At 60.8% G+C, this 22,525-nt stretch carries 21 protein-coding genes; 9 read left to right on the forward strand and 12 right to left on the reverse strand.

The genetic code is table 11. The features are described 5' to 3' along the window. Window positions 1-34: 34 nt before the first annotated feature. The 5 genes from AC07OE_RS09285 to AC07OE_RS09305 all read right to left on the reverse strand — a co-directional run bounded on the left by AC07OE_RS09285 (window position 35) and on the right by AC07OE_RS09305 (window position 6,442). Window positions 35-2,956, reverse strand: coding sequence for a PAS domain-containing hybrid sensor histidine kinase/response regulator (locus tag AC07OE_RS09285; RefSeq protein WP_495070281.1), 2,922 nt, complete (start codon window positions 2,954-2,956; stop codon window positions 35-37). After that, window positions 2,953-3,945: a 2-hydroxyacid dehydrogenase gene (locus AC07OE_RS09290; protein WP_495070282.1), complete on the reverse strand. Its 993-nt coding sequence runs from the start codon at window positions 3,943-3,945 to the stop codon at window positions 2,953-2,955. Before AC07OE_RS09290 ends, AC07OE_RS09285 begins: the two co-directional genes overlap by 4 nt. Before the next feature lie 44 nt (window positions 3,946-3,989). Beyond that, a complete protein-coding gene (gene pncB, locus AC07OE_RS09295; protein ID WP_495070283.1) occupies window positions 3,990-5,198 on the reverse strand; it encodes a nicotinate phosphoribosyltransferase in 1,209 nt (402 codons plus the stop codon). 108 nt (window positions 5,199-5,306) lie between these two features. Further along, on the reverse strand, window positions 5,307-6,002 hold the full coding sequence (locus AC07OE_RS09300; protein WP_495070284.1) for a nitroreductase: 696 nt from the start codon (window positions 6,000-6,002) through the stop codon (window positions 5,307-5,309). Further along, window positions 5,999-6,442, reverse strand: coding sequence for an acyl-CoA thioesterase (locus AC07OE_RS09305; RefSeq protein WP_495070285.1), 444 nt, complete (start codon window positions 6,440-6,442; stop codon window positions 5,999-6,001). Before AC07OE_RS09305 ends, AC07OE_RS09300 begins: the two co-directional genes overlap by 4 nt. Before the next feature lie 240 nt (window positions 6,443-6,682). On the opposite strand from AC07OE_RS09305, the gene AC07OE_RS09310 reads away from it, so the two are divergent. Further along, window positions 6,683-7,225, forward strand: a complete 543-nt coding sequence (locus tag AC07OE_RS09310; RefSeq protein ID WP_495070286.1) for a phasin family protein — start codon at window positions 6,683-6,685, stop codon at window positions 7,223-7,225. A 207-nt stretch (window positions 7,226-7,432) separates the two neighbouring features. On the opposite strand, the gene AC07OE_RS09315 is transcribed toward AC07OE_RS09310, so the two are convergent. Beyond that, window positions 7,433-8,323: a patatin-like phospholipase family protein gene (locus AC07OE_RS09315; protein ID WP_495070485.1), complete on the reverse strand. Its 891-nt coding sequence runs from the start codon at window positions 8,321-8,323 to the stop codon at window positions 7,433-7,435. 237 nt (window positions 8,324-8,560) lie between these two features. Between AC07OE_RS09315 and AC07OE_RS09320 the strand changes: the two genes are divergently transcribed. Continuing rightward, window positions 8,561-9,049: a DUF1499 domain-containing protein gene (locus AC07OE_RS09320; protein WP_495070287.1), complete on the forward strand. Its 489-nt coding sequence runs from the start codon at window positions 8,561-8,563 to the stop codon at window positions 9,047-9,049. A gap of 19 nt (window positions 9,050-9,068) precedes the next feature. On the opposite strand, the gene clpA is transcribed toward AC07OE_RS09320, so the two are convergent. The 3 genes from clpA to icd all read right to left on the reverse strand — a co-directional run bounded on the left by clpA (window position 9,069) and on the right by icd (window position 13,244). Beyond that, the gene (gene clpA, locus AC07OE_RS09325; RefSeq protein WP_495070288.1) at window positions 9,069-11,390 is read right to left on the reverse strand and encodes an ATP-dependent Clp protease ATP-binding subunit ClpA; all 2,322 of its coding nucleotides are present in this window, start codon (window positions 11,388-11,390) and stop codon (window positions 9,069-9,071) included. An 80-nt stretch (window positions 11,391-11,470) separates the two neighbouring features. Beyond that, window positions 11,471-11,827, reverse strand: coding sequence for an ATP-dependent Clp protease adapter ClpS (gene clpS / locus AC07OE_RS09330; protein ID WP_495070289.1), 357 nt, complete (start codon window positions 11,825-11,827; stop codon window positions 11,471-11,473). A gap of 163 nt (window positions 11,828-11,990) precedes the next feature. Continuing rightward, the gene (gene icd, locus AC07OE_RS09335) at window positions 11,991-13,244 is read right to left on the reverse strand and encodes an NADP-dependent isocitrate dehydrogenase (RefSeq protein ID WP_495070290.1); all 1,254 of its coding nucleotides are present in this window, start codon (window positions 13,242-13,244) and stop codon (window positions 11,991-11,993) included. 154 nt (window positions 13,245-13,398) lie between these two features. On the opposite strand from icd, the gene AC07OE_RS09340 reads away from it, so the two are divergent. Continuing rightward, entirely contained in the window at window positions 13,399-13,845 is a 447-nt protein-coding gene (locus AC07OE_RS09340; RefSeq protein ID WP_495070291.1) for a DUF192 domain-containing protein, read from the forward strand. Window positions 13,846-13,938: 93 nt separating this feature from the next. Here AC07OE_RS09340 and AC07OE_RS09345 read toward each other — a convergent pair whose 3' ends face one another. The 3 genes from AC07OE_RS09345 to xseA all read right to left on the reverse strand — a co-directional run bounded on the left by AC07OE_RS09345 (window position 13,939) and on the right by xseA (window position 18,354). Continuing rightward, window positions 13,939-16,176: an NADP-dependent isocitrate dehydrogenase gene (locus AC07OE_RS09345; protein ID WP_495070292.1), complete on the reverse strand. Its 2,238-nt coding sequence runs from the start codon at window positions 16,174-16,176 to the stop codon at window positions 13,939-13,941. 243 nt (window positions 16,177-16,419) lie between these two features. Then, window positions 16,420-17,001, reverse strand: a complete 582-nt coding sequence (locus AC07OE_RS09350; protein ID WP_495070293.1) for a superoxide dismutase — start codon at window positions 16,999-17,001, stop codon at window positions 16,420-16,422. Between the two features lie 45 nt (window positions 17,002-17,046). After that, on the reverse strand, window positions 17,047-18,354 hold the full coding sequence (xseA, locus tag AC07OE_RS09355) for an exodeoxyribonuclease VII large subunit (protein WP_495070294.1): 1,308 nt from the start codon (window positions 18,352-18,354) through the stop codon (window positions 17,047-17,049). A 287-nt stretch (window positions 18,355-18,641) separates the two neighbouring features. Between xseA and AC07OE_RS09360 the strand changes: the two genes are divergently transcribed. The 6 genes from AC07OE_RS09360 (at window position 18,642) to adk (ending at window position 22,502) form a co-directional block, all read left to right on the forward strand. Further along, complete coding sequence (locus tag AC07OE_RS09360) at window positions 18,642-19,268, forward strand: MotA/TolQ/ExbB proton channel family protein (protein ID WP_495070295.1); 627 nt, start codon at window positions 18,642-18,644, stop codon at window positions 19,266-19,268. 25 nt (window positions 19,269-19,293) lie between these two features. After that, window positions 19,294-19,722, forward strand: a complete 429-nt coding sequence (locus AC07OE_RS09365; protein WP_495070296.1) for an ExbD/TolR family protein — start codon at window positions 19,294-19,296, stop codon at window positions 19,720-19,722. A 5-nt stretch (window positions 19,723-19,727) separates the two neighbouring features. Next, complete coding sequence (gene lpxK, locus AC07OE_RS09370) at window positions 19,728-20,783, forward strand: tetraacyldisaccharide 4'-kinase (RefSeq protein ID WP_495070297.1); 1,056 nt, start codon at window positions 19,728-19,730, stop codon at window positions 20,781-20,783. Then, on the forward strand, window positions 20,764-20,946 hold the full coding sequence (locus AC07OE_RS09375) for a Trm112 family protein (protein ID WP_495070298.1): 183 nt from the start codon (window positions 20,764-20,766) through the stop codon (window positions 20,944-20,946). Before lpxK ends, AC07OE_RS09375 begins: the two co-directional genes overlap by 20 nt. Before the next feature lie 9 nt (window positions 20,947-20,955). Beyond that, window positions 20,956-21,732: a 3-deoxy-manno-octulosonate cytidylyltransferase gene (gene kdsB, locus AC07OE_RS09380; protein ID WP_495070299.1), complete on the forward strand. Its 777-nt coding sequence runs from the start codon at window positions 20,956-20,958 to the stop codon at window positions 21,730-21,732. A gap of 113 nt (window positions 21,733-21,845) precedes the next feature. Then, a complete protein-coding gene (gene adk / locus AC07OE_RS09385) occupies window positions 21,846-22,502 on the forward strand; it encodes an adenylate kinase (protein WP_495070300.1) in 657 nt (218 codons plus the stop codon). The last annotated feature ends 23 nt before the right edge of the window (window positions 22,503-22,525 follow it).

Here is a 22,525-nt window from a genome sequence, read left to right on the forward strand (position 1 = left end):
AATCTGCACAAGCAGCTCCTGAATTCGTAGCAAACTAACTGCCTTGCAGCAGCGGCTCCACCTCGGCAAACGCCTGCTGGATGGCGGCCACCTGCTCCAGCGCCTGCACCGTCTGCCCTTCGCGCGCCAGCGACTCCAGCGCCTGACACAGCGCGCCCAGCTGCATGGCGCCCACCGTGCGGGACGAGGATTTGAGCTTGTGCCCCAGCGCGCCCAACCCTTTCAGATCACCCGCAGCCCGCAGCACCTCCAGCTCGGCCATCTGCTCGGTGGTGGTGGTGAGGTAACGGTCCAACAGGCGGCGGTGCATGGTGGGGTTTTCGCCGACCATGCGGCTCAACGCCATGCCATCCCACTGGGGCAACTGCTCACCGGACATGCTGTCGCGCGGCAGCCACTTGAGCAGCATGGCGCCCAGCTCACTCAGGCGCAGGGGCTTGGTCAGATAGTCGTCCATGCCGCGCTCCAGGCAATGCTGCAGCTCGCCGTCCATGGCATTGGCTGTGACGGCCACGATGGGCATGTGTTCGTCCGGGTCTTCCGCCTGGCGGATCGCCTCGGTCAGTGCAAAGCCATCCATCTGCGGCATGTGGCAGTCGGTCAGCATCAGACCGTAGCGCCCGGCCACCCACATCTTCAGCGCGGTGGCGCCGTCGGGCGCGCATTCGGCCGCATAGCCCAGGATGCGCAGCTGCTCCAGCATCACATCGCGGTTGGTTTCGTTGTCTTCCACCAGCAGGATGAGGCGGCCCTCGTCACGCGCCTTCTGCACGGACGGCACGGTAACCGCCACCTTCTCGGTCAGCTCATGCACCGGCACCATGGCCGGCACGCTCAGGCGGCCGCAGGCCAAGGCCACACCGCGCCACAGTTCATTGACCTGCAGCGGCCGCGCGCACACGGTGACCGAGCGGCCCGGCACGCTGCTCTGGTTTTGTCGCACCAGCCGCACCACGCCGCGCCCGGTGGTGCTCTGGCTCCACAGGTCGCTCGACTCGTCCCAGGGCATGTCCACATCCAGCACCAGCACTGCGGGGCCTATCACCTTGGCTTGCCAAGCTTGTGCCTGTTGCGGGTTCAGTGCGGTCTGCACTACGGCGCCTGCCGCGCGCAAATGGCCGGGCAGCACCTGGGCGCAGTCCGTGTCGTCGGTCACCAACATCACTTGCACGCCCGCCAGACTCAGGGTGCGCGGGGGCGCATTTTCGGGCGTGGCCACGTAGAGCGGCAGCAGCACAGTGAAGATGGATCCTTCTCCCAAGGTGCTGTGCACCAAGATGCGCCCGTGCATCATCTCCACCAGCCGGCGGCTGATGGACAGGCCCAGGCCAGTCCCTCCGTACTGGCGTGCCGTGCCCACGTCAGCCTGCGTAAACGCCTCAAACAGGTGCTCCACCAGCTCGGGTCCCATGCCAATGCCGTTGTCCATCACGCTGAACTCCAGCGTGGACGGTCCCTGCGTCTGCTGCGCGGCGCGCACGTACAGGCGCACATTGCCCCGGCGCTCCGGACGCCCAGGGGTGAACTTGAGCGCGTTGCCGAGCAGGTTGTAGAGCACTTGGCGCATGCGCGTGGGGTCCACCCACACCCATTCGGGCAGGTCCGGGTCCACCAGTACCGACAGATCAATGTCCTTGCCCGCGGAGATGGTCACCATCAACTGGGCCACACCCTCTACCAACTCGCGCAGGTGGGTGGGCATCGCCTCCACTTCCAGCTTGTCGGCCTCGATCTTGGAGAAGTCCAGGATGTCGTTGAGGATCTGCAGCAGTGCGATGGACGAATCGTGGATGGTGCTGACCATGCGGCGCTGTTCGCGCGTGAGCTCGGTCGCGCGCAAGATGTCCACCATGCCCACCACGCCGTTCATGGGGGTACGGATTTCATGGCTCATATTGGCCAAAAACTCGGACTTCGCGCGGCTGGCCGCGTGGGCCGACTGCTCGGCTTGGCGCAGCTGGGTGATGTCGGTGCTCACGGTGATGTACTCGCGCGGCGTGCCGTCGCTGTTCATGAAGGCGGCCACCGTGGTGTCCAGCCAGTACAGCCTGCCGTCCTTGGCGCGGTTGCAGAGCTCCGAGCGCCACACTTTGCCCTGCGAGATGGTGTGAATCAGGTCCGCAAAAAAGCGCTCCCCGTGCTGCCCCGAATCCATCATGCGGTAGTGCTTGCCCAAAAACTCTTGAGGCACATAACCAGTGACTTCCACAAACTTCTGGTTGCCGTAGATCAGCAGGCCGTTGAGGTCCATGATGCTCACGATGGCATGCTGGTCAATCACATAGCGCTGGCGCTCCAACTCTGAAAGCGCCTTCAGCACACGGGCGTTGCTGGCCTCGCGCTCGTCCAGCAACATCTTTTGCGCCGCGTTGACGCGCTGCGAGGTGTCCAGCAAATGCCGCTTGATGAGCACCGCCATGCGGTAGGCCACCACAAAGCCCATGGACAAGATGACCCACTGCGCCGCGGGAATGGTGGGCGCCGAGGGCTTGAGCGTGCCATGCACCTGCGCCCAGGTGATCCACCCGCTGCCCACCGCCGACATCAGCAACAGCGCCAGCCCCGCGCGCTCCCCCAGAATCACCACGCAGTAAATCAGCGGAATTCCCGCCAGCGCGGCCTGCGCAATGTTGATGGTGCCAAAGCGCACCATGGACGAGAACACGCCCGTGAACAGCAGCAACAGCACCACCACCGAGCTGGACCGCACCCAGCCGCGTACCAGAAACACCTGCACCAGCGCCGCCATCACCACCAACACCGCCATGGTGACCAGGTTGGGCGCGTCCGAGAACAGGCCCAACACATAGGCCACCACCACCACCAGCCCGCAGGTCATGAAGATGGTCGCGTTGAAACCACGGGCCACGGCACCTATGCCGGCCATGCCTTGCGCATCGGGCGCAGCAGCTGCAGCGCCAGGCTCACCCAGCCAGAGGGCGCGCCAACTGCTCACGGTGCCACCACCGTACGAGGCACCGTGTTCACCGGCGTCAGGGGCGTGCCCTGCAATAGAAAGGCCACCAGGTTGTCTGCCGCCAGCTTGGCCATGGCGCGGCGTGTGCGCTCGGTGGCACTGGCAATGTGCGGGGTCAGCACCACGTTGGGCACGGTGAGCAAATCGGGATGCACGCTGGGCTCGCCTTCAAACACGTCCAGCCCCGCCGCGGCAATGCGCCGCTCGCGCAGGGCCACGGCCAGGGCGGCATCGTCCACGATGCCGCCACGCGCAATGTTGATCAGCGTGGCGGTAGGTTTCATCTGGGCCAGTTCCGCCGCGCCAATGGTGTGGTGCGAGGCCGCAGAGTACGGCACCACCAGCACCACGTGGTCGGCGGTCTGCAGCAGCGTGTCCTTGTCCACGTAGCGGGCACCACAGGCGGCCTCGGTGGCGGCTTCCAGGCGGCTGCGGTTGTGGTAAATCACCTGCATGCCAAAGCCCAGCGCACCACGGCGGGCGATGGCCTGGCCAATGCGGCCCATGCCAATGATGCCCATCGTGGAGCCATGGATGTCAGAGCCACAAAACATGTCGTAGCGCCAGCGCTGCCACTGGCCAGCGCGCAGGTAGTGTTCGCTCTCGGTCAGGCGGCGGGCTGTGGCCATCAGCAACGCAAAGCCAAAGTCTGCCGTGGTTTCGGTCAGCACATCGGGGGCGTTGGTGCCCTGCACGCCCGCAGCAGTCATGGCGGGAACGTCAAAGTTGTTGAAGCCCACGGCCATGTTGGCGCAGATCTTCAGCCCAGGGCACGCCGCCAACAAGGCCGTGTCAATGCGTTCACCGCCAGTGGTCAGCACTCCCACTTTGCCCTGCAGCTTGGCGATCAGCGTGGCGGCATCCCAAGCCTCGTCCGCCTGGTTGGATTCGACCTCGAAATGCTGGCTCAGGTGCGCCAGCACATCCGGGTAAATGGCGCGAGTGACAAGGATGCGGGGCAAGGTCATGGCGGTACGAAAGGTGGTTGCTACAGGCCTGTGGCAGTGGCCGCTCAGGCAGGCGTGGCGATCTGGAACACCTGGCGTAGATAGGCCAGGTACTTTTCATCATCACACATATTCTTGGAGGGAGTATCCGACAGCTTGGCCACGGGCTGGCCGTTGCAGCGCACCATCTTGATGACAATTTGCAAGGGCTCGTAACCCAGGTCATTGGTCAGGTTGGTGCCAATGCCAAACGCGAGCTGGCAACGTCCGCGGAATTGTTGGTACAGCGCAATGGTGCGCGGCACGGTCAGGCCGTCGCTGAAGATCAGCGTCTTGGTGCGCGGGTCCACGCGGTTGCGGCTGTAGTGCTCCAGCATGCGCTCACCCCAGGTGAAGGGGTCGCCGCTGTCGTGGCGGGCGCCGTCAAACAGCTTGCAGAAGTACATGTCAAAGTCGCGCAGGAAGGCGTCCATGCCATACACATCGCTGAGCGCAATGCCCAGGTCACCACGGTATTCGCGTGCCCACGATTCGAACGAAAAAATCTGGCTGTCGCGCAACCGGGGGCCCAGCGCCTGCGAGGCCTGCAGGTACTCGTGCGCCATGGTGCCCAATGGAATCAGCCCCAGCTTCATGGCAAAGAGCACATTGCTGGTGCCCGCCAGTTGCCCCGGCTGGCCCTTGGCTTGGCCCGGGCTTTGCAGGGTGCCCAGCTTGGCGGTCAGCACGCGCAGCACCTCGTCATGCCAGGCGCGCGAGAAGCGGCGGCGTGTGCCGTAGTCGGCAATCTTTAGCTCGGTCAGGCCGTCGGCCCGCAGCTCGGCAATCTTGGTGTCCAGTCGCTTGCGCCCTTCCACAAAATCCGGCACCTGCTGGGTGTTGCGGAAATACACCTCGTTGACGATGGCCAGCACCGGAATCTCAAACAGGATGGTGTGCAGCCAGGGGCCTTCGATCACGATCTCCAACTCGCCGGTAGGCAGCGGAGTGACGGTGATGTACTTCTCGTTGAGCTTGAACAGGCCCAGAAAGTCCACAAAGTCGCTTTTGATAAAGCGCAGTGAACGCAGGTATGCCAGCTCGCTGTCCTGGAAATGCAGACCGCACAACGAGCGAATTTCCTCGCGAATCTCCGCCGCGTGCACCGCCAGGTTGACGCCAGGGTTGCGGCATTTGAAGCGGTACTCCACCTGTGCACCGGGGAATTGGTGCAGCACCACCTGCATCATGGTGAACTTGTAGAGGTCCGTGTCCAGAAGGCTGGTGATGATCATGGTGTGACAGCGTCCCCTGGCAAGGGGCGGTGATTTGCTATGTTTTTAGGAGCTTGTCGCGCAGCATCTGCGGGGGACAGCGCCCATTTTCTTATAAATATGGGCCGTTTAGTCCAGCCAGTGGGTGAAATCCGCCACGGGTACCCGCGGGGTGTGGAAGTCGTTCACGGGCGAATCCGGGTCCGCATAGCCCAGCGACATGCCACACACCAGCATTTCCCCCTCGCCCGCGCCGATGTGCGGCAGGATGATCTTGGCAAAACCATTCCAGGCCGCCTGCGGACAGGTATGCAGCCCGCGCCCGCGCGCCGCCACCATGATGTTCTGCAAAAACGCCCCGTAGTCCACCAGCGAGCCACGCCCCATGGCCTTGTCCACGGTGAACATCAGGCCCACCGGCGCGTCAAAGAAGCGGAAGTTGCGCTGGTGCTGGGCGTGCATCTTGTCCTTGTCCGCCTTGCCTATGCCCAGCAAGCCATACAGGCCCCAGCCATTCTCCCGGCGGCGGTCAATATAGGGACTCACCCACTGCGCGGGGTAGTAGTCATAGGCTTCCTGGTAGTCCGCAGCCAAGGCAGGGTTGGCTCGGATGGAATCATGCGCGGCGCACACCTGCTCCACTAGCCCATCGCGGCTGGCCCCCTGCAACACATACACCTTCCAGGGCTGGCAATTGGTGCCACTGGGCGCACGGCTGGCTACCTGCAGAATGGCCTCAATGTCGGCCCGCGCCACTGGCTGGGCGGTAAAAGCCCGCACCGACATGCGCGAGGTAATGGCATGGTCCACCACAGCAGCGTTCATATAAGGGTCTCCAGTACTTTTTTGAGTTCGGTTGGCAGTGCCACGGGCTTGCGGGTCACCTGGTCTACATACACGTGGATGAAGTGGCCCTTGGCGGCGGTCAGCTCCCCATCGCCAAAGATACCCACCTCGTAGCGCACGCTCGACGTTCCCAGCTTGGCCACGCGAATGCCAGCGTGTACCGTTTGCGGAAACGCCAGCGAGGCAAAGTAGTTGCACTGCGTCTCTACCACCAGGCCTATGGTGCTGCCCCCATGGATGTTCAGCACACCCTGCTCGATCAGATAGGCATTCACCGTGGTGTCGAACCAGCTGTAGTACACGACGTTGTTCACGTGGCCATACACGTCGTTGTCAGACCAGCGGGTGGCAATAGTGCGAAAGGCCCTGTAGGCGCTGCGCGGCTCGGGTTGGGGTTTGGCGAGATTGGCGTGGTCCATGCAACCATTTTGCCAGCGCCAAGACCCCAGCTCGCGGACCTCGCATACCCGTGTGACACCCGCATGAATTGCTGCGCGTCTAGGCCTTTGCATCTAATTTGCTGCACTGCAACAAATAATGCTTGCATTGCAGTGCAGCATCGCTACAATTCACTCCATGCTGCACTGCAACATAAGCGAGCCTCAGGGCCAGGTTACGGAGCAGATAGTGATTTTTACCTTAACTACTGGAGAATGAACATGCTGACCGTTGAACAAGTAATCGCTTCCCACAAAGCCAACATCGAAACCCTGTTTGGTCTGACCAACAAGGCCTTCGAAGGCGTGGAAAAAATCGTTGAACTGAACCTGACTGCTTCCAAGGCCGCCCTGTCCGAAGTCGCTGGCCACACCCAGTCTATCCTGAGCGTGAAAGACGCCCAAGAACTGCTGGCTCTGCAATCCGGCCTGCTGCAGCCTCTGGCTGAAAAGACTGCTGCTTACAGCCGCCACCTGTACGACATCGCCTCCGGCGCCAGCGCCGAGCTGACCAAGACCGTGGAAAGCCAAGCTGCTGACGCACAAAAGAAATTTGCTGGCCTGGTTGACAGCGCTGCCAAGAACGCGCCTGCCGGTTCCGAAGCCGCCGTGGCAATTCTGAAGAGCTCGGTGGCTGCCGCCAACAACGCTCTCGAATCCGTTCAAAAGGCTGTGAAGCAAGCTACCGATGTGGCCGAAGCCAACTTCAATGCCGTGGCCGCTACCGCGACCAACGCCACCAAGGCTGCTGCCAAAAAGCGTTAATTCAGGCAAGGGCTCAAAGTTTTTTCAAAAATTTGAGTCTTTTCCCTAGCTACCAAGGGAAAACCCTGAGATAATTCAGTCAACGGAAACAAAGTTTGTTTCCACCGGTTGTCTCCTCGGGTCCTTTCGAAACCTTCAGGTTCAGGGATCCCTTCAAGGCCTCGTTGCAAGACGGGGCCTTTTTTTTGGCCCATCGCAAATTGCTTATCAGCGCATACGCGCTGCAATTGCCGCTTTCAAATCCGGCATGAGCCGCAGCATGGCCTGGCGCCCCGCCTCGATGGAGCGTTTTCGGGCACCAAAATCAGCGCTGCTGACGCCCATGAGTGCTGGGCGCACGACGATGTCGGCATCACGCAGTTCAAAGTTGTTGATGCTTTTGCCCATGATGGAAAAGGTCTGGAGCAGGATTTCCAGTGTCCCACCCGTAAGACTGCCCTCAGGCATGCTGGAGATATCCACGGCAATCACCAGTTCGGCCCCCATCTTGCGCGCCGCCCGCACTGGCACGGGCGACACCAGCCCGCCATCCACGTAGTCATGCCCCGAAATTCGGACTGGCTGGAATACGGCGGGTACGGCACTGGAGGCACGCACGGCCGTACCGGTATCACCGCGCTGAAACACCATGTCTTTGCCGGTATTCAGGTCGGTGGCCACGATACCCAGTGGCATAGGCAGATCCTCAATCAGGCGCGAACCCACCTGGCTATTCACATAACGGGCTAGCGCTTCGCCGCGCAACATGCCACGGCTGAAGATGGGCAAGGTCCAGTCGGTAATAGCGGCCTCCTCCATGGTTTCCGCCACACGTTGCAGCTGCGCACCCGTCTTGCCGCTGGCATAGATGGCCGCGACGAGACTGCCGGCGGATGTACCAGTTACCAGAACCGGGCGTATGCCGTTTTCTTCCAGCACCTGAATCACCCCCACATGGGCAAATCCACGGGCCGCACCACCGCCCAGAGCCAGGCCAATCCGCGGCGGCAACTTCGCCACCACCGGCGGAGCACCCTCAATCGGCGGCACACTGACTACGGGTACCGGACTCTTTTCCACCACAGGCGCAGAAGCACATCCCGCCAATAACAACCCCATGCCTGCAACGGCCAACCAACCCTGAACACTGTCCCACTTCACTATGAATACCCCTGTGTCGTTAAAAATGAATTTCGCTTGAACCACATGGGCTCAGACGAAGAAAGCTGGAAATTCTGGTCACCTGCAGACAACAGTACCGCGTGGTCAGCCAGCATTATCTTTCCGGTCCATGCGCACCGGGTGGGAGATGAGAAACCGATGGACTGCACGGGCTTCCAATACTAGGATGAAGCCATGAAAACTCTGCGTCTGCTTGCGATGACCGCATCTGTCCTGGCAGCCTCGCTGTTCGCTGCGGGGCAATTGGGCTTTTTGGCAGGTACGGCGCCAAATGATCTCGGGGTAAAAGCAGGCCGACTCAAACCACCGTCGCCAACGCCCAACAGCGTCAGCAGCCAGTCCAGCTTGTACCCCGGCCACCCGCAACTGGCTTACGCCAATATCGCGCCCTTGGCGTATGCAGGCGATGGCGCGGTGGCCATGCGCAAGCTTGCCAGCATTTTGAGAAACACGACGGGTACCGTCGTCGTCACGGAGTCAACGCAATATCTGTATGCGCAAAGCAGCACACGCTGGCTTGGATTTACTGATGACGTGGAGTTTTGGCTGGACGACACCGCGAAGGTGATACACGTTCGCTCTGCCAGCCGCATTGGACACGGCGATTGGGGCGTCAACCGCAATCGGGTGGAAACCATCCGGTCCCAGTTCATGCAGAACTGAGACCGGAGGCACGGCGGACTCAGCCCGCAGTCGCTTCCTCGGGCTTGGACTTGCCCTCTTTCTTGGGCAATGGCTGGATATCCAAAACCACTTCGGCCTTGCCGTCTTCCTGGTCGTCCAGATCCACCGTCAGGCGACCACCATCCACCAGACGACCAAACAGTAGTTCGTCCGCCAGAGCCCGGCGAATCGTGTCCTGGATCAGACGCTGCATGGGGCGTGCACCCATGAGAGGATCAAAGCCCTTCTTCGCCAAGTGTTTGCGCAGCTTGTCGGTAAAGGTGACGTCGACCTTCTTCTCGGCCAACTGGGTTTCCAACTGCAGCAAGAACTTGTCCACCACACGCAGGATCACCACTTCGTCCAGTGCCTTGAAGCCCACAATGGCGTCGAGGCGGTTGCGGAACTCGGGTGTGAACAGGCGTTTGATGTCCATCATTTCATCGCCCGCCTCACGCGGGTTGGTGAAACCGATGGTCGCCTTGTTCATGGTCTCGGCACCCGCGTTCGTCGTCATGATGATGATGATGTTGCGGAAGTCTGCCTTGCGGCCGTTGTTGTCCGTCAACGAGCCATGGTCCATAACCTGCAGCAGCACATTGAAAATGTCCGGATGGGCCTTTTCAATTTCGTCCAGCAGCAGCACCGCGTGCGGCTTCTTGGTCACCGCTTCGGTGAGCAGACCACCTTGGTCGAAACCCACATAACCGGGAGGCGCACCAATCAGGCGGCTCACCGCATGGCGCTCCATGTACTCGCTCATGTCAAAGCGGATCAGCTCAATGCCCATGATGTAGGCCAGCTGCTTGGCAGCCTCGGTCTTGCCCACGCCCGTGGGGCCGCTGAACAGGAACGAACCGATGGGCTTGTCGCCCTTGCCCAGGCCAGAACGCGCCATCTTGACCGCGGATGCCAATACATCCAGCGCCTTGTCTTGGCCAAACACTACGCTCTTGAGGTCTCGCTCCAGCGTTTTCAGCTTGCCGCGGTCGTCATTCGACACATTGGCCGGGGGAATCCGCGCAATCTTTGCCACGATGTCTTCCACCTCCGTTTTGGTGATGGTCTTCTTGCGCTTGCTCGGCGCCAGAATGCGTTGGGCCGCACCAGCCTCATCGATCACATCAATCGCCTTGTCGGGCAGGTGGCGGTCGTTGATGTACTTGGCGCTCAATTCCGCAGCTGCCTGCAAGGCCGCCACGGCGTACTTCACGTTGTGGTGCTCTTCAAAGCGCGACTTCAGACCCTTGAGAATTTCCACGGTCTGGTCGATGGTGGGCTCCACCACATCCACCTTCTGGAAGCGGCGAGAGAGCGCAGCATCTTTTTCGAAAATGCCACGGTACTCGGTGAACGTGGTCGCGCCAATGCACTTCAGCTGACCCGAACTCAGGCTGGGCTTGAGCAGGTTGGATGCATCCAACGTACCGCCCGAGGCAGCGCCCGCACCGATCAGCGTGTGGATTTCGTCGATGAACAACACCGCATTGGGCTTGTCCTTGAGCGCCTTGAGTACGCCCTTCAGGCGCTGCTCAAAGTCACCGCGGTATTTGGTACCAGCCAGCAGCGCGCCCATGTCCAGGGAATACACCACCGATTCAGCCAGAATTTCTGGCACGTCGTTTTGCGAGATGCGCCAAGCCAGGCCCTCCGCGATAGCCGTCTTTCCTACGCCGGCCTCACCCACCAGTAGTGGGTTGTTCTTGCGGCGGCGGCACAGGATCTGAATGACCCGTTCCACTTCGTATTCGCGACCTATCAGCGGATCAATCTTCCCATCCTTGGCCATCTGGTTCAGGTTTTGGGTGTACTGCTCCAGCGGAGAAGCCTTCTCGCTCTTTTCAGAACTACCTTCTTCCGCTTCCGCAGGGTTCTCGCTGGACTTGGTGGCTTCGGGTGGGTCGCTCTTCTTGATGCCATGGGCAATAAAGTTCACGACATCCAGGCGCGTTACACCCTGCTGGTGCAAGTAATAGACCGCGTGCGAATCCTTTTCGCCAAAAATCGCGACCAGCACGTTGGCGCCGGTGACTTCTTTTTTGCCACTGCCCGTGGACTGGACATGCATGATCGCCCGCTGGATCACACGTTGAAAGCCCAGCGTAGGTTGCGTGTCCACCTCATCGGTGCCCGCCACCTGTGGCGTGTTGTCCTTGATAAAGTTGCTGAGCGATTTGCGCAGGTCGTCAATATTGGCCGCGCAGGCACGCAGCACTTCAGCGGCACTGGGGTTGTCCAGCAGTGCCAGCAGCAAGTGCTCTACGGTGATGAACTCATGTCGCTGCTGCCGCGCTTCCACAAACGCCATGTGCAGGCTGACTTCCAATTCTTGGGCAATCATGTGAATTCCTTTTTCGCCTTGCTGTGTTGAATAACTGTAATCCGTTTTGGGCTGACGTTTGGTCTTAAAAGCCTATTACCCTAAAAATCGACTGGCTCGCACACGCATTGCAGCGGATGCCCCGCCTTGTGCGCAGCTTCCAGCACCTGATCCACCTTGGTCGCTGCAACGTCCTTGGAATAGACCCCGCAAACACCGCGCCCATCCAGATGGATCTTCAGCATGATTTGGGTGGCTGCCTCCAGGTCTTTGCTGAAAAACTCTTGAAGCACCACGACTACGAACTCCATAGGGGTGTAGTCGTCGTTGAGCATGACCACCTGGTACATCGAGGGCGGCTGCACGCGCTGCGTTAACCGCTCCAAAACCACAGAGCCTGCGCCGTCCGCGGGTGGTGGGGTTGAAATAACCGGTTTGGAAGGGTTGTTGGTAGCCATGCAAAAGATTCTATAGAGCACCAGACCGCCCTGCTCGATGAAGAGGACTTGGAGGCAGTTGCAGCAATTTCAAGCGTCAAAAGAAAAAACCGCCACAAGGCCAAAAGCGCCGCAGCGGTTCACGGGTTCAGGCGGGTCTGCGCGGGGACAGCCCGGTGCCTGTTTACATATTGTCGATCATGACCTGTCCGAAACCTGAGCAGCTCACCTGATTCGCGCCGTCCATCAATCTGGCAAAGTCATAGGTCACTTTTTTGCTGGCGATGGACTTCTCGATCGAACGAATGATCAGGTCTGCCGCTTCCTTCCAGCCCATGTGGCGCAACATCATTTCGGCCGACAGAATTTCGGAACCTGGGTTCACATAGTCCTTGCCGGCATATTTGGGGGCCGTACCGTGCGTGGCTTCGAACATGGCCACCGTATCAGACAGGTTAGCGCCAGGGGCAATACCAATTCCACCCACTTGGGCCGCCAACGCGTCGGAGATGTAATCACCATTGAGGTTCAGCGTGGCCACCACGCTGTACTCCACGGGACGCAGCAGGATTTGCTGCAAAAATGCATCCGCAATGCTGTCCTTGACGATGATGTCCTTGCCCGACTTCGGGTTTTTGAACCTGCACCAGGGGCCGCCATCGATCAACTCGGCACCAAATTCCTTTTGCGCCAACGCATAGGCCCAGTCGCGGAAGCCCCCCTCGGTAAACTTCATGATGTTGCCCTTATGGACAATGGTCACATTGGGCTTGTCGTTGTCGATGGCGTACTGGATGGCTTTGCGCACCAAGCGCTCGGTTCCCTCACGAGACACTGGCTTGATGCCGATACCTGAGGTATTGGGAAAGCGGATTTTCTTGACGCCGAACTCGTCTTGCAAGAACTTGATCAGCTTTTGGGCCTTGTCAGACTCCGCCTCAAATTCAATGCCCGCGTAAATATCCTCAGAGTTTTCACGGAAGATGACCATATTGGTCTTTTCGGGCTCCTTCAGCGGGCTGGGAACTCCCTTGAAATACTGGATGGGGCGCAGGCAAACATACAAGTCGAGTTCCTGGCGTAGCGCCACGTTCAGCGAGCGAATGCCCCCGCCCACGGGTGTGGTGAGAGGCCCCTTGATCGACACCACGTACTCACGCACCACGTCCAGTGTTTCTTTGGGCAACCACACATCGGGGCCGTAAATTCTGGTGGATTTTTCGCCCGCATACACCTCCATCCACTGGATTTTTCGCGTGCCACCGTAGGCCTTGGCCACTGCGGCATCCACCACCTTGAGCATCACGGGCGTGATATCCAGGCCCGTGCCGTCACCTTCGATATAGGGGATGATGGGCTGGTCCGGCACATTCAATGTCATATCGGCATTGAGAGTGATTTTTTGGCCTTCTGCAGGCACCTTGATGTGCTGGTACATGAAAACAGGACTCCGTATTCGGTGCGATGTAGGGGCTGCAGTCTCATGTTTGAAACTGGTCCGAAGAATTTTAGTTGTAAATTAAACAGCCCTTTACACGGATGGCAGACAATCCACGGGCTGTCTGGTCCCCCCAACCACAAACGAACACCGCATGAAACCCTTTGCAGCTCTTCTATTTCCCATCGCTCTCACGCTAGCAGGCCCGATCCTGGCGCAGGACAGCCCCCAACTCAATTTGCCGCGTGTTCAGATCACAGCTGGCATCTACCAGATTGATGCCCAGGTTGCCCAGGCGCCGGAACAGCGTACGACAGGCCTGATGTTTCGCAAGGAAATGCCCCAGCAGGAAGGCATGCTGTTTGTCTTTGAGCAACCGTCCGGCCTGTGCTTCTGGATGAAGAACACACTGCTACCGCTGACGGCCGCCTTTGTGGCTGACGACGGCACCATCGTCAACTTGGCGGACATGAAGCCGTTGACCACGGACACCCACTGCGCCATGAAGCCAGTGCGCTATGTGCTGGAGATGAACCAGGGCTGGTTTACCAAGCGTGGCATCAAAGCGGGTAGCAAGCTGGCGGGCGTTCCGTTCAAATAAGCCGCGTGTCCCAATGAAATAAGGGCGATCCAGACAGCTGTCTGGATCGCCCTTATGTTTTTACATTGCAGGCTTGATGCCTGCTCTGTGCCTTCAGGCTTTCACCGACGCGAGTGCCTTGTTCAGCGTGGCGCTGGGGCGCATGATGGCATCCAGCTTGGCAACGTCAGGCAGGTAGTAGCCACCGATGTCGGCTGGTTGGCCCTGCACAGCAGCCAATTCAGCCACGATGGTTTGCTCGTTGTCGGTCAATTGCTTGGCCAGGGGCGCGAATTGCTTGGCCAGGGCCACATCGTCGGTTTGCGCTGCCAATTCCTGAGCCCAGTAGAGCGCCAAGTAGAACTGGCTTCCACGGTTGTCGAGCTGACCCGTCTTGGGCGAAGGATTCTTGTTGTTGTCCAGCAGCTTGCCGGTTGCCAAGTCCAGCGTCTTCGCCAGCACTTTGGCCTTGGCGTTGCCAGTCTTCAAGCCTAGATCCTCCAGAGACACCGCCAGCGCCAGGAACTCGCCCAGGGAATCCCAGCGCAGATGGTTCTCCTCCACCAACTGCTGCACGTGCTTGGGTGCAGAACCGCCGGCACCGGTTTCGTACATGCCGCCACCGGCCATCAAGGGCACGATGGACAGCATCTTGGCCGAGGTACCAAGTTCCATGATGGGGAACAGGTCGGTCAGGTAGTCACGCAGGATGTTGCCGGTAGCGCTGATGGTGTCCTGGCCGCGGATCACGCGCTCCAGCGTGTAGCGCATGGCACGCACCTGACTCATGATCTGGATATCCAGACCCGTGGTGTCGTGTTCATGGAGGTACATCTTCACCTTGGTGATGAGCTGGGCTTCGTGAGGACGGTAGGCATCCAGCCAGAACACTACGGGCATGCCGGAGTTGCGGGCACGGTTGACGGCCAGCTTGACCCAGTCGCGGATCGCGGCATCCTTGACCTGGCACATGCGCCAGATATCACCCGCTTCCACGTTCTGGCTCAGCAGCACTTCGCCGGTGGCCAGGTCAGTGATGTTGGCGACGCCGTCTTCCGAGATCTCGAAGGTCTTGTCATGCGAGCCGTACTCCTCCGCCTGCTGGGCCATCAAACCCACGTTGGGCACGGTGCCCATGGTCTTGGGATCGAAGTTGCCGTGCCATTTGCAGAAGTTGATCATCTCCTGGTAAATGCGGGCAAAGGTGGATTCGGGCATCACGGCCTTCACGTCCTTCAGGCGGCCGTTGGCATCCCACATCTTGCCGCCGTTGCGGATCATGGCGGGCATGGACGCGTCTACGATGATGTCATTGGGCGAGTGGAAATTGGTGATGCCCTTGGCAGAGTCCACCATGGCCAGCTCGGGGCGGTGCTCGTGGCAGGCGTGCAGGTCGCGCTTGATCTCGTCTTGCTTGCTTTGCGGCAGCGTGGCAATCTTGGTGTAGAGGTCGGCCATGCCGTTGTTCACGTTCACGCCCAGCTCTTTGAACAAGGCGCCGTGTTTTTCAAATGCTTCCTTGTAGAAGATCTTGACGCAGTGGCCAAACACGATGGGGTGCGACACCTTCATCATGGTGGCCTTCACGTGCAGAGAGAACATCACGCCGGTCTTGCGCGCGTCTTCGATTTCCTTCTCGTAGAACTCCAGCAGCGCCTTCTTGCTCATGAACATGCTATCGATGACCTCACGGTCCAGCAGCGACACCTTGGGCTTGAGCACGATGGTCTGGCCGCTCTTGGTGATCAGTTCCATCTTGACGTCGCGGGCACGGTCCAGCGTGATGGACTTTTCGCCATGGTAGAAATCGCCGGCATGCATGTGCGACACGTGCGAACGCGAGGCCTGGCTCCACTCGGCCATGCTATGCGGATTCTTGCGGGCGTACTCCTTCACCGCCTTGGGGGCACGGCGGTCGGAGTTGCCTTCGCGCAGCACGGGGTTCACAGCCGAGCCAATGCAGCGGGCGTAGCGAGCGCGGATGGCCTTTTCTTCGTCGGTCTTGGGAGCTTCGGGGTAGTCCGGAATGGCGTAGCCCTTGGACTGCAGTTCCTTGATACAGGCCTGCAACTGACCCACCGAGGCGCTGATGTTGGGCAGCTTGATGATGTTGGCGTCGGCCTGCAATGTCTTTTTGCCGAGCTCGGCCAAGGTGTTGGGCAGCTTTTGGCTTTCTGTCAGGTTTTCAGGAAACTCGCCCAGAACACGCGCAGCCACCGAAATGTCGGCCTCCGCGAAGTTGATGCCGGCGGGCGCGGCAAAGGCGCGCACGATGGGCAAAAAGGACGCCGTGGCCAAGCGCGGGGCCTCGTCGGTCAGGGTATAGATGATCGTGGGTTGTTGGGTACTCATCTTTTGTCTCCAAAAATTGATAGGGCAATTGCCGCTGGCCTGCTGGGTTTGCAAACCTTACTCGTCGGATAGTGCGTGATTGTGCTTTCAGCGGTCTGACCCAAACCCGCTTTTTTTCCACAAAATTTCATTTTGTGAAATTTAAAACCATTGGAGGAAATTTTTTTTGCATCCTCCCGACCGGTAAACAAAAAGGGCCCGAAGGTTACCCTTCGAGCCCTTTGTGCAAAAAGCAAAACCGCCTCAGGCGAAATTGGCTTCGGCAAAGCCCCAGTTCACCAGCTTGTCCAGGAAGGTTTCCACGAACTTGGGGCGCAGGTTGCGGTAGTCGATGTAGTAGGCGTGTTCCCACACGTCCACCGTCAGCAGAGCCTTGTCGGCGGTGGTCAGCGGCGTGCCGGCGGCGCCGGTATTGACGATGTCCACGGAGCCATCGGGCTTCTTCACCAGCCAGGTCCAGCCGGAGCCAAAGTTGCCCACTGCAGACTTCACGAAAGCTTCCTTGAACGCAGCGTAGCTGCCCCATTTGGCATTGATGGCTGCAGCCAGGGCACCAGTGGGCTCACCGCCGCCGGCCGGCTTCATGCAGTTCCAGAAGAAGGTGTGGTTCCAGATCTGGGCCGAGTTGTTGTAGATACCGCCGCTGGACTTCTTGATGATTTCTTCCAGGGACATGCTTTCAAACTCGGTGCCCTTTTGCAGGTTGTTGAGGTTGACCACATAGGCGTTGTGATGCTTGCCGTGGTGGAATTCCAATGTTTCTTTGGAGTAGGCGGGAGCCAGTGCGTCAATCGCGTAGGGCAAGGCGGGCAAGGTATGTTCCATGAAATCCTCTTGGTTGGTTAGCGGGGTGAAAGTGAATTGTAGAAACTAATTGGGCGTCGAATCGACAACACTGAGATCAACCGTACCGTCGACAAGGGAAGCGCGCAGTGCATCTCCAGCCTGCGCCTGCGCAACCGAAGTTACCGCATTCCCCTTGGCGTCTTGCAACCAGGCATAACCACGGCGCAGCACCAACGTGGGGTCTAGCAGGCCCAGGCGCAAATCAGCCCGCGTGGTGCGCTCCTGCAGGGCGTGCAACGCACGCTGGGCTGTGGGCTGCCAATGCTGCTGGTGTTGCATCCACTGTGACTGTTTCCACTGCAAATCGCTGCGCATGGCTTGGCGCATGCGCTGGTGAGCCGCCACCAAGGCCGCCTGGCGCTGCGCGACCAAGGACGAGGGCCGCCCCAGACGCGAGGCCACCACATCCAGACGCTGTGCCTGGCGGTCGGCATAGCGCTCCAGCGCCGCCTGCATGCGGTCCTGCGCCTGATCCAGCAGACCTTCCAGGGCCTGCGTGGGCGGGCACACCAGTTCAGCCGCGGCTGTAGGTGTGGGTGCGCGCAGGTCGGCCACAAAGTCGGCAATGGTGAAGTCGGTTTCATGCCCCACCCCCACCACCACGGGCACCGGGCTACGTGCAATGGCGTGGGCCAGTTGTTCGTCGTTGAAGGACCAGAGGTCTTCAATGGCGCCTCCGCCACGCACCAGCAGAATCACATCCACGCCCTGCCCTCGGTCGTCCACATAGGCGTACAACGACTCTAGCGCGCGCACCAGCTCGGCAGGCGCTGCCGCGCCCTGCACCGCCGCCGGCGCCACCAGCACCGGCAGATGCGGCGCACGCCGTCGCAGCGCGGTCACCACATCGTGCAGCGCTGCGGCACCCAGAGAGGTGACTACACCCAGGCGCTGCGGCAGGGCGGGCAAGGGGCGCTTGCGGGCGGCGTCAAACAGACCTTGCGCGTCCAGCTGTGCCTTCAGCCGCATGAACTGCTCGAACAGATTGCCCTGCCCCTGGCGGCTCATGCTCTCCACAATCAATTGCAAATCGCCGCGCGGACCGTACACATCCAGCCGGCCTGTCACCTCCACCAACTCGCCCTCACGGGGCTGGAAGTCCAGCTGGCTGGCGGCGCGCTTGAACATGGCGCAGCGCAACTGCGCGTTCGGGTCTTTCAGCGAGAAATAGCAGTGGCCGCTGGTGGCCCGCGTGAAGCTGGCAATTTCGCCACTCACACGCACCGGGTTAAACCGCGCATTCAGCGTGTCTGCCAGCGCCTGGCACAGGGCTGCGACCTGCCAGACGCGCCGCCCGGGTGCCGCGGGGGCATGCGATGTGGTGTCAAGCATGGCGCACGCCCCAGGCGGCGCGCGCATAACTGCTCCACACCCCAGGGAGGGGAGCCACAAGCACGGCGCCCCCCTGTGAGAAGCACGGCGCTACGTTGTAAGCCATTGAATTCATTGGGTATTTTTCTGCTGCATTTGTCATCAATGTGTCAAAAACACGCATTGGCGCGGCTCGCAGCCACAGACAGGTGTGGTTTTACACAAAGTTATCCACAAGAATTGTGGGCGGTTGGTGTCTTGCGGTACGCCATAATCGGCCAGCTTTTCAACTGCGCGGAGTTCACCTTTTGTTTTCCATCATACAAGCCGCTGGTTGGCCCATTTGGCCGCTGATTGCATGCTCCATTCTGGCCCTGGCCATCGTCATTGAACGTTTCATCAGCCTCAAAGTTGCCAAGGTGGCGCCCCCGCGGCTGTTGGAAGAAGTGCTGAGCGTGACCCGCACAAGCCTGCCAGCGCCCGATGTGGTGACCCAGCTGGAAAAGAACTCCGCCTTGGGCGAGGTGTTGGCAAGCGGCCTGCGCGCCGTGAACAGCAACCCGCATTGCTCCGACGACGACCTGCGCGCCACCATGGAAGGCGCCGGCCGCGTAGTCACGCAGCGGCTGGAACATTACCTTGCCGCCTTGGCGACCATCGCCTCGGCCGCCCCGCTCATGGGCCTGTTTGGCACCGTGGTGGGCATGATCGAGATTTTCGGTTCGCAAGCCCCAGGCGGCGCAAGCGGCGGCAATCCCGCACAACTGGCACACGGCATTTCCATTGCGCTGTACAACACGGCGTTTGGTCTGATCGTGGCGATTCCGTCGCTGATTTTCTGGCGCTACTTCCGCGGCCGGGTCGATGCCTATCTGCTGACGCTGGAGTTGGCCGCCGAACACCTGGCGCGCCACCTGAAAGCCATGCGCAAGTAAGCGCGCCAACGCCAAGCCGACTGCCATGAACTTTCGCCCCCGCCGCCACGAAGAGCCGGAAATCAACCTGATCCCTTTCATTGACGTGCTGCTGGTGGTGCTCATCTTCCTGATGCTCTCCACCACCTACAGCAAGTTCACCGAACTGCAGCTCAAACTGCCCGTGGCCGACGCCGACGCCCAGCGCGACTACCCCAAGGAACTCATCGTGATGGTCAGCGCGGATGGTGCCTACACCGTCAACCGCAACCCACTGGCCGGCCGCAGCCTGGAAAGCCTGGCGATTGCGCTCACCGAGAACGCCAAGGCCGGCAAGGACACCGTGGTCATCATCAGCGCCGACGCCAGTGCCAAGCACCAAGCCGTCGTCACCGTCATGGAAGCAGCACGCCGCGCGGGCCTGAACCAGATCACTTTCGCCACCCAGTCCTCCGCCCAGGCGGGCGGCAAATAAGCCCCATGGGCGCAGGCCTGGAAAAAGCCCTGCTGCGGGCTTGGGCCGGCCGCGGCGCGTTGGCCTGCGCCCTCTTCCCGCTCTCCCTGCTGTACCGCAGCCTGGTGGCGCTGCGCTGGTGCTTCTACCACTGGGGCCTCAAAACCTCCCGGCGCCTGCCTGTGCCCGTGGTGGTCGTGGGCAACGCGATCACTGGTGGCGCCGGTAAAACCCCGACCGTGCTGGCCCTCGTCGCCCATTGGCAGGCCCAGGGCTTGGACGTGGGTGTGGTGTCGCGCGGCTATGGCCGCAGCTCCAACGCATGCCAGGAGGTGTTGCCCGACTCTGCGCCAGAGTCCGTGGGCGACGAGCCCCTGCTGCTGCGCCGCAAAACCGGCGTGCCCGTGTTTGTGGGACGTGACCGCCATGCTGCGGCATCTGCCCTGCTGGCCCGCCACCCGCACACCCAGCTCATCGTCTGTGACGACGGCTTGCAGCACTATGCGCTGTACAGGGATGTGGAGGTTTGCGTGTTCGACGCGCGTGGCACCGGCAATGGCTGGCTGCTGCCGGCCGGCCCGCTGCGCCAGCCCTGGCCGCGCCAGGCGTTGGCCGCCGTGGGGCAAGACAATGCGCGCCTGCTGGTGCTGAAAACAGGCCCTTCCAACCTGGCGGGCTGGCAGGCCCAGCGGGCACTAGCCGACCACGCGGTGAATGCCCGAAGCGAAGCGATGGCCCTCCAGACCCTCCGAGCGCCCGGCGCGGCACCTCTGATGGCCGTGGCCGGCATCGCACGCCCCGAAGTCTTCTTCGCGATGCTGCAAGCTGCAGGCCTGCCGATCGCCAAGACCTTGGCGCTGCCGGATCACTATGATTTTGATAGCTTCTCGCGCAATATCGACGGGGGCTACCAGCTGATTTGCACCGAAAAGGATGCCGTAAAGTTGTGGCAAAGCGCGCCAGACGCACTGGCTGTACCCCTGCTGCAAACCATGCCCGCCGACTTTTACACCCACCTGGACCAGTGTCTGCGGCCGCTGGTGCCGCCGCTATCATCACCCCATGGACACAAGACTTCTTGAATTGCTCGTTTGCCCCGTGACCAAGGGGCCACTGGACTATGACCGCGAAAAGCAGGAATTGATTTCGCGCAGCGCCCGTCTGGCTTACCCGGTACGCGACGGCATCCCCATCTTGCTGGAGAACGAAGCCCGTGTGCTCAGCGATTCCGAGCTGGGCCTGTAAGCGCTGCCCATGAGCTTTACTGTTCTGATTCCGGCCCGCCTGGCCTCCACCCGTCTGCCCAACAAGCCCTTGGCCGACCTGGGCGGCGTACCCATGGTGGTACGCGTTGCCCAGCGGGTCCGCGATGGCGTGCCCCAAGCCAGCCGCGTGGTCGTGGCTGCCGACAGCGAATCTATCCTGCAGGCCTGCGCCGCCCACGGCGTACAAGCCATCCTGACCCGAGAAGACCACCCTTCGGGCAGTGACCGCCTGGCCGAGGCCTGCGACATTTTGGGCCTGTCCGACGAAGACATTGTGGTGAATGTGCAGGGCGATGAACCCCTTATGGACCCCGACCTGGTGCAGGCCGTGGCAGCCCTGCTGCAAGCCACGCCACAGGCCAGCATGGGCACCGCCGCCCACGCGATCACCGAGGTGGCCGACTTTGCCAACCCCAATGTGGTGAAAGTGGTGCATGACGCCCATCACCTGGCGCTGTACTTCAGCCGTGCGCCCATCAGTTGGTGGCGCGACGGCTTTGCCAACGGCATCGCCAGCCTGCCCTCTCCTGCGCCCCTGCGCCACATCGGCATTTACTCGTATCGCGTGGGTTTCCTGCGCGAGTTCCCGCGCCTGCCGCAAGCCCCCATAGAGGTGGTGGAAGCGCTGGAGCAGCTGCGGGCACTGTGGCATGGCCACCGCATCGCGGTGCACGTGAGCGAACATGCACCCGGCCCCGGCGTGGATACGCCCGAAGACCTGGCGCGCGTACGCGCCATCCTCGCCGGGCTGGCCCCCAAGCTGTAAGTTAAGCGCGGGGCAGCCCGTGCTATTCTCCAGAGCTACACGCGCGCAAGAAAAAATGCACCAGCACGGTGCCAAACAAGCGCCAAAGGTTTTTGTTCTATCCGAGGTTATCCATGAGACTGATTCTGTTGGGCGCGCCTGGCGCTGGCAAAGGCACGCAAGCCACCTTCATTTGTCAAAAGTACGGAATTCCGCAGATTTCGACCGGCGACATGTTGCGCGCCGCCGTCAAGGCCGGCACGCCGCTGGGCTTGCAGGCCGATGCCGTCATGAAATCCGGCGGCCTGGTCAGTGACGACCTGATCATCAACCTGGTCAAGGAACGCATCGCCCAGCCCGATTGTGCCAAGGGCTTCCTGTTCGATGGCTTCCCCCGCACGATCCCCCAAGCCGATGCCATGAAGGCTGCCGGTGTGGCACTGGACTATGTGGTGGAAATCGATGTTCCGTTTGACGCCATCATCGAGCGCATGAGCGGCCGCCGCTCGCACCCCGCCTCGGGCCGCACGTACCACGTCAAGTTCAACCCACCCAAGGTGGAAGGCAAGGACGATGTGACCGGCGAGCCCCTGATCCAGCGCGACGACGACAAGGAAGAAACCGTGAAGAAGCGCTTGGATGTGTACAGCGCCCAGACCCGCCCCTTGGTGGAGTACTACTCCAGCTGGGCTGCCAAGGATCCTGCATCCGCCCCCAAGTACCGTGCCATCAGCGGCATGGGCGATGTGGATGCCATCACCAGCCGGGTGTTTGAGGCGCTGACCAAGTAAACGCTCTACTGGCACCGCCCCAA

The sequence above is a fragment of the Rhodoferax sp. GW821-FHT09E07 genome (genome assembly GCF_059416145.1).

Excerpts from the sequence above, each read along its gene's own strand:
- AC07OE_RS09290 (WP_495070282.1), bottom strand. The coding sequence starts at position 3,945 with ATGACCTTGCCCCGCATCCTTGTCACTCGCGCCATTTACCCGGATGTG.
- pncB (WP_495070283.1), bottom strand. The coding sequence starts at position 5,198 with ATGATCATCACCAGCCTTCTGGACACGGACCTCTACAAGTTCACCATG.
- AC07OE_RS09300 (WP_495070284.1), bottom strand. The coding sequence starts at position 6,002 with ATGAACGCTGCTGTGGTGGACCATGCCATTACCTCGCGCATGTCGGTG.
- AC07OE_RS09305 (WP_495070285.1), bottom strand. The coding sequence starts at position 6,442 with ATGGACCACGCCAATCTCGCCAAACCCCAACCCGAGCCGCGCAGCGCC.
- AC07OE_RS09310 (WP_495070286.1), top strand. The coding sequence starts at position 6,683 with ATGCTGACCGTTGAACAAGTAATCGCTTCCCACAAAGCCAACATCGAA.
- AC07OE_RS09315 (WP_495070485.1), bottom strand. The coding sequence starts at position 8,323 with ATGGGGTTGTTATTGGCGGGATGTGCTTCTGCGCCTGTGGTGGAAAAG.
- AC07OE_RS09320 (WP_495070287.1), top strand. The coding sequence starts at position 8,561 with ATGAAAACTCTGCGTCTGCTTGCGATGACCGCATCTGTCCTGGCAGCC.
- clpA (WP_495070288.1), bottom strand. The coding sequence starts at position 11,390 with ATGATTGCCCAAGAATTGGAAGTCAGCCTGCACATGGCGTTTGTGGAA.
- clpS (WP_495070289.1), bottom strand. The coding sequence starts at position 11,827 with ATGGCTACCAACAACCCTTCCAAACCGGTTATTTCAACCCCACCACCC.
- icd (WP_495070290.1), bottom strand. The coding sequence starts at position 13,244 with ATGTACCAGCACATCAAGGTGCCTGCAGAAGGCCAAAAAATCACTCTC.
- AC07OE_RS09340 (WP_495070291.1), top strand. The coding sequence starts at position 13,399 with ATGAAACCCTTTGCAGCTCTTCTATTTCCCATCGCTCTCACGCTAGCA.
- AC07OE_RS09345 (WP_495070292.1), bottom strand. The coding sequence starts at position 16,176 with ATGAGTACCCAACAACCCACGATCATCTATACCCTGACCGACGAGGCC.
- AC07OE_RS09350 (WP_495070293.1), bottom strand. The coding sequence starts at position 17,001 with ATGGAACATACCTTGCCCGCCTTGCCCTACGCGATTGACGCACTGGCT.
- xseA (WP_495070294.1), bottom strand. The coding sequence starts at position 18,354 with ATGCTTGACACCACATCGCATGCCCCCGCGGCACCCGGGCGGCGCGTC.
- AC07OE_RS09365 (WP_495070296.1), top strand. The coding sequence starts at position 19,294 with ATGAACTTTCGCCCCCGCCGCCACGAAGAGCCGGAAATCAACCTGATC.
- lpxK (WP_495070297.1), top strand. The coding sequence starts at position 19,728 with ATGGGCGCAGGCCTGGAAAAAGCCCTGCTGCGGGCTTGGGCCGGCCGC.
- AC07OE_RS09375 (WP_495070298.1), top strand. The coding sequence starts at position 20,764 with ATGGACACAAGACTTCTTGAATTGCTCGTTTGCCCCGTGACCAAGGGG.
- kdsB (WP_495070299.1), top strand. The coding sequence starts at position 20,956 with ATGAGCTTTACTGTTCTGATTCCGGCCCGCCTGGCCTCCACCCGTCTG.
- adk (WP_495070300.1), top strand. The coding sequence starts at position 21,846 with ATGAGACTGATTCTGTTGGGCGCGCCTGGCGCTGGCAAAGGCACGCAA.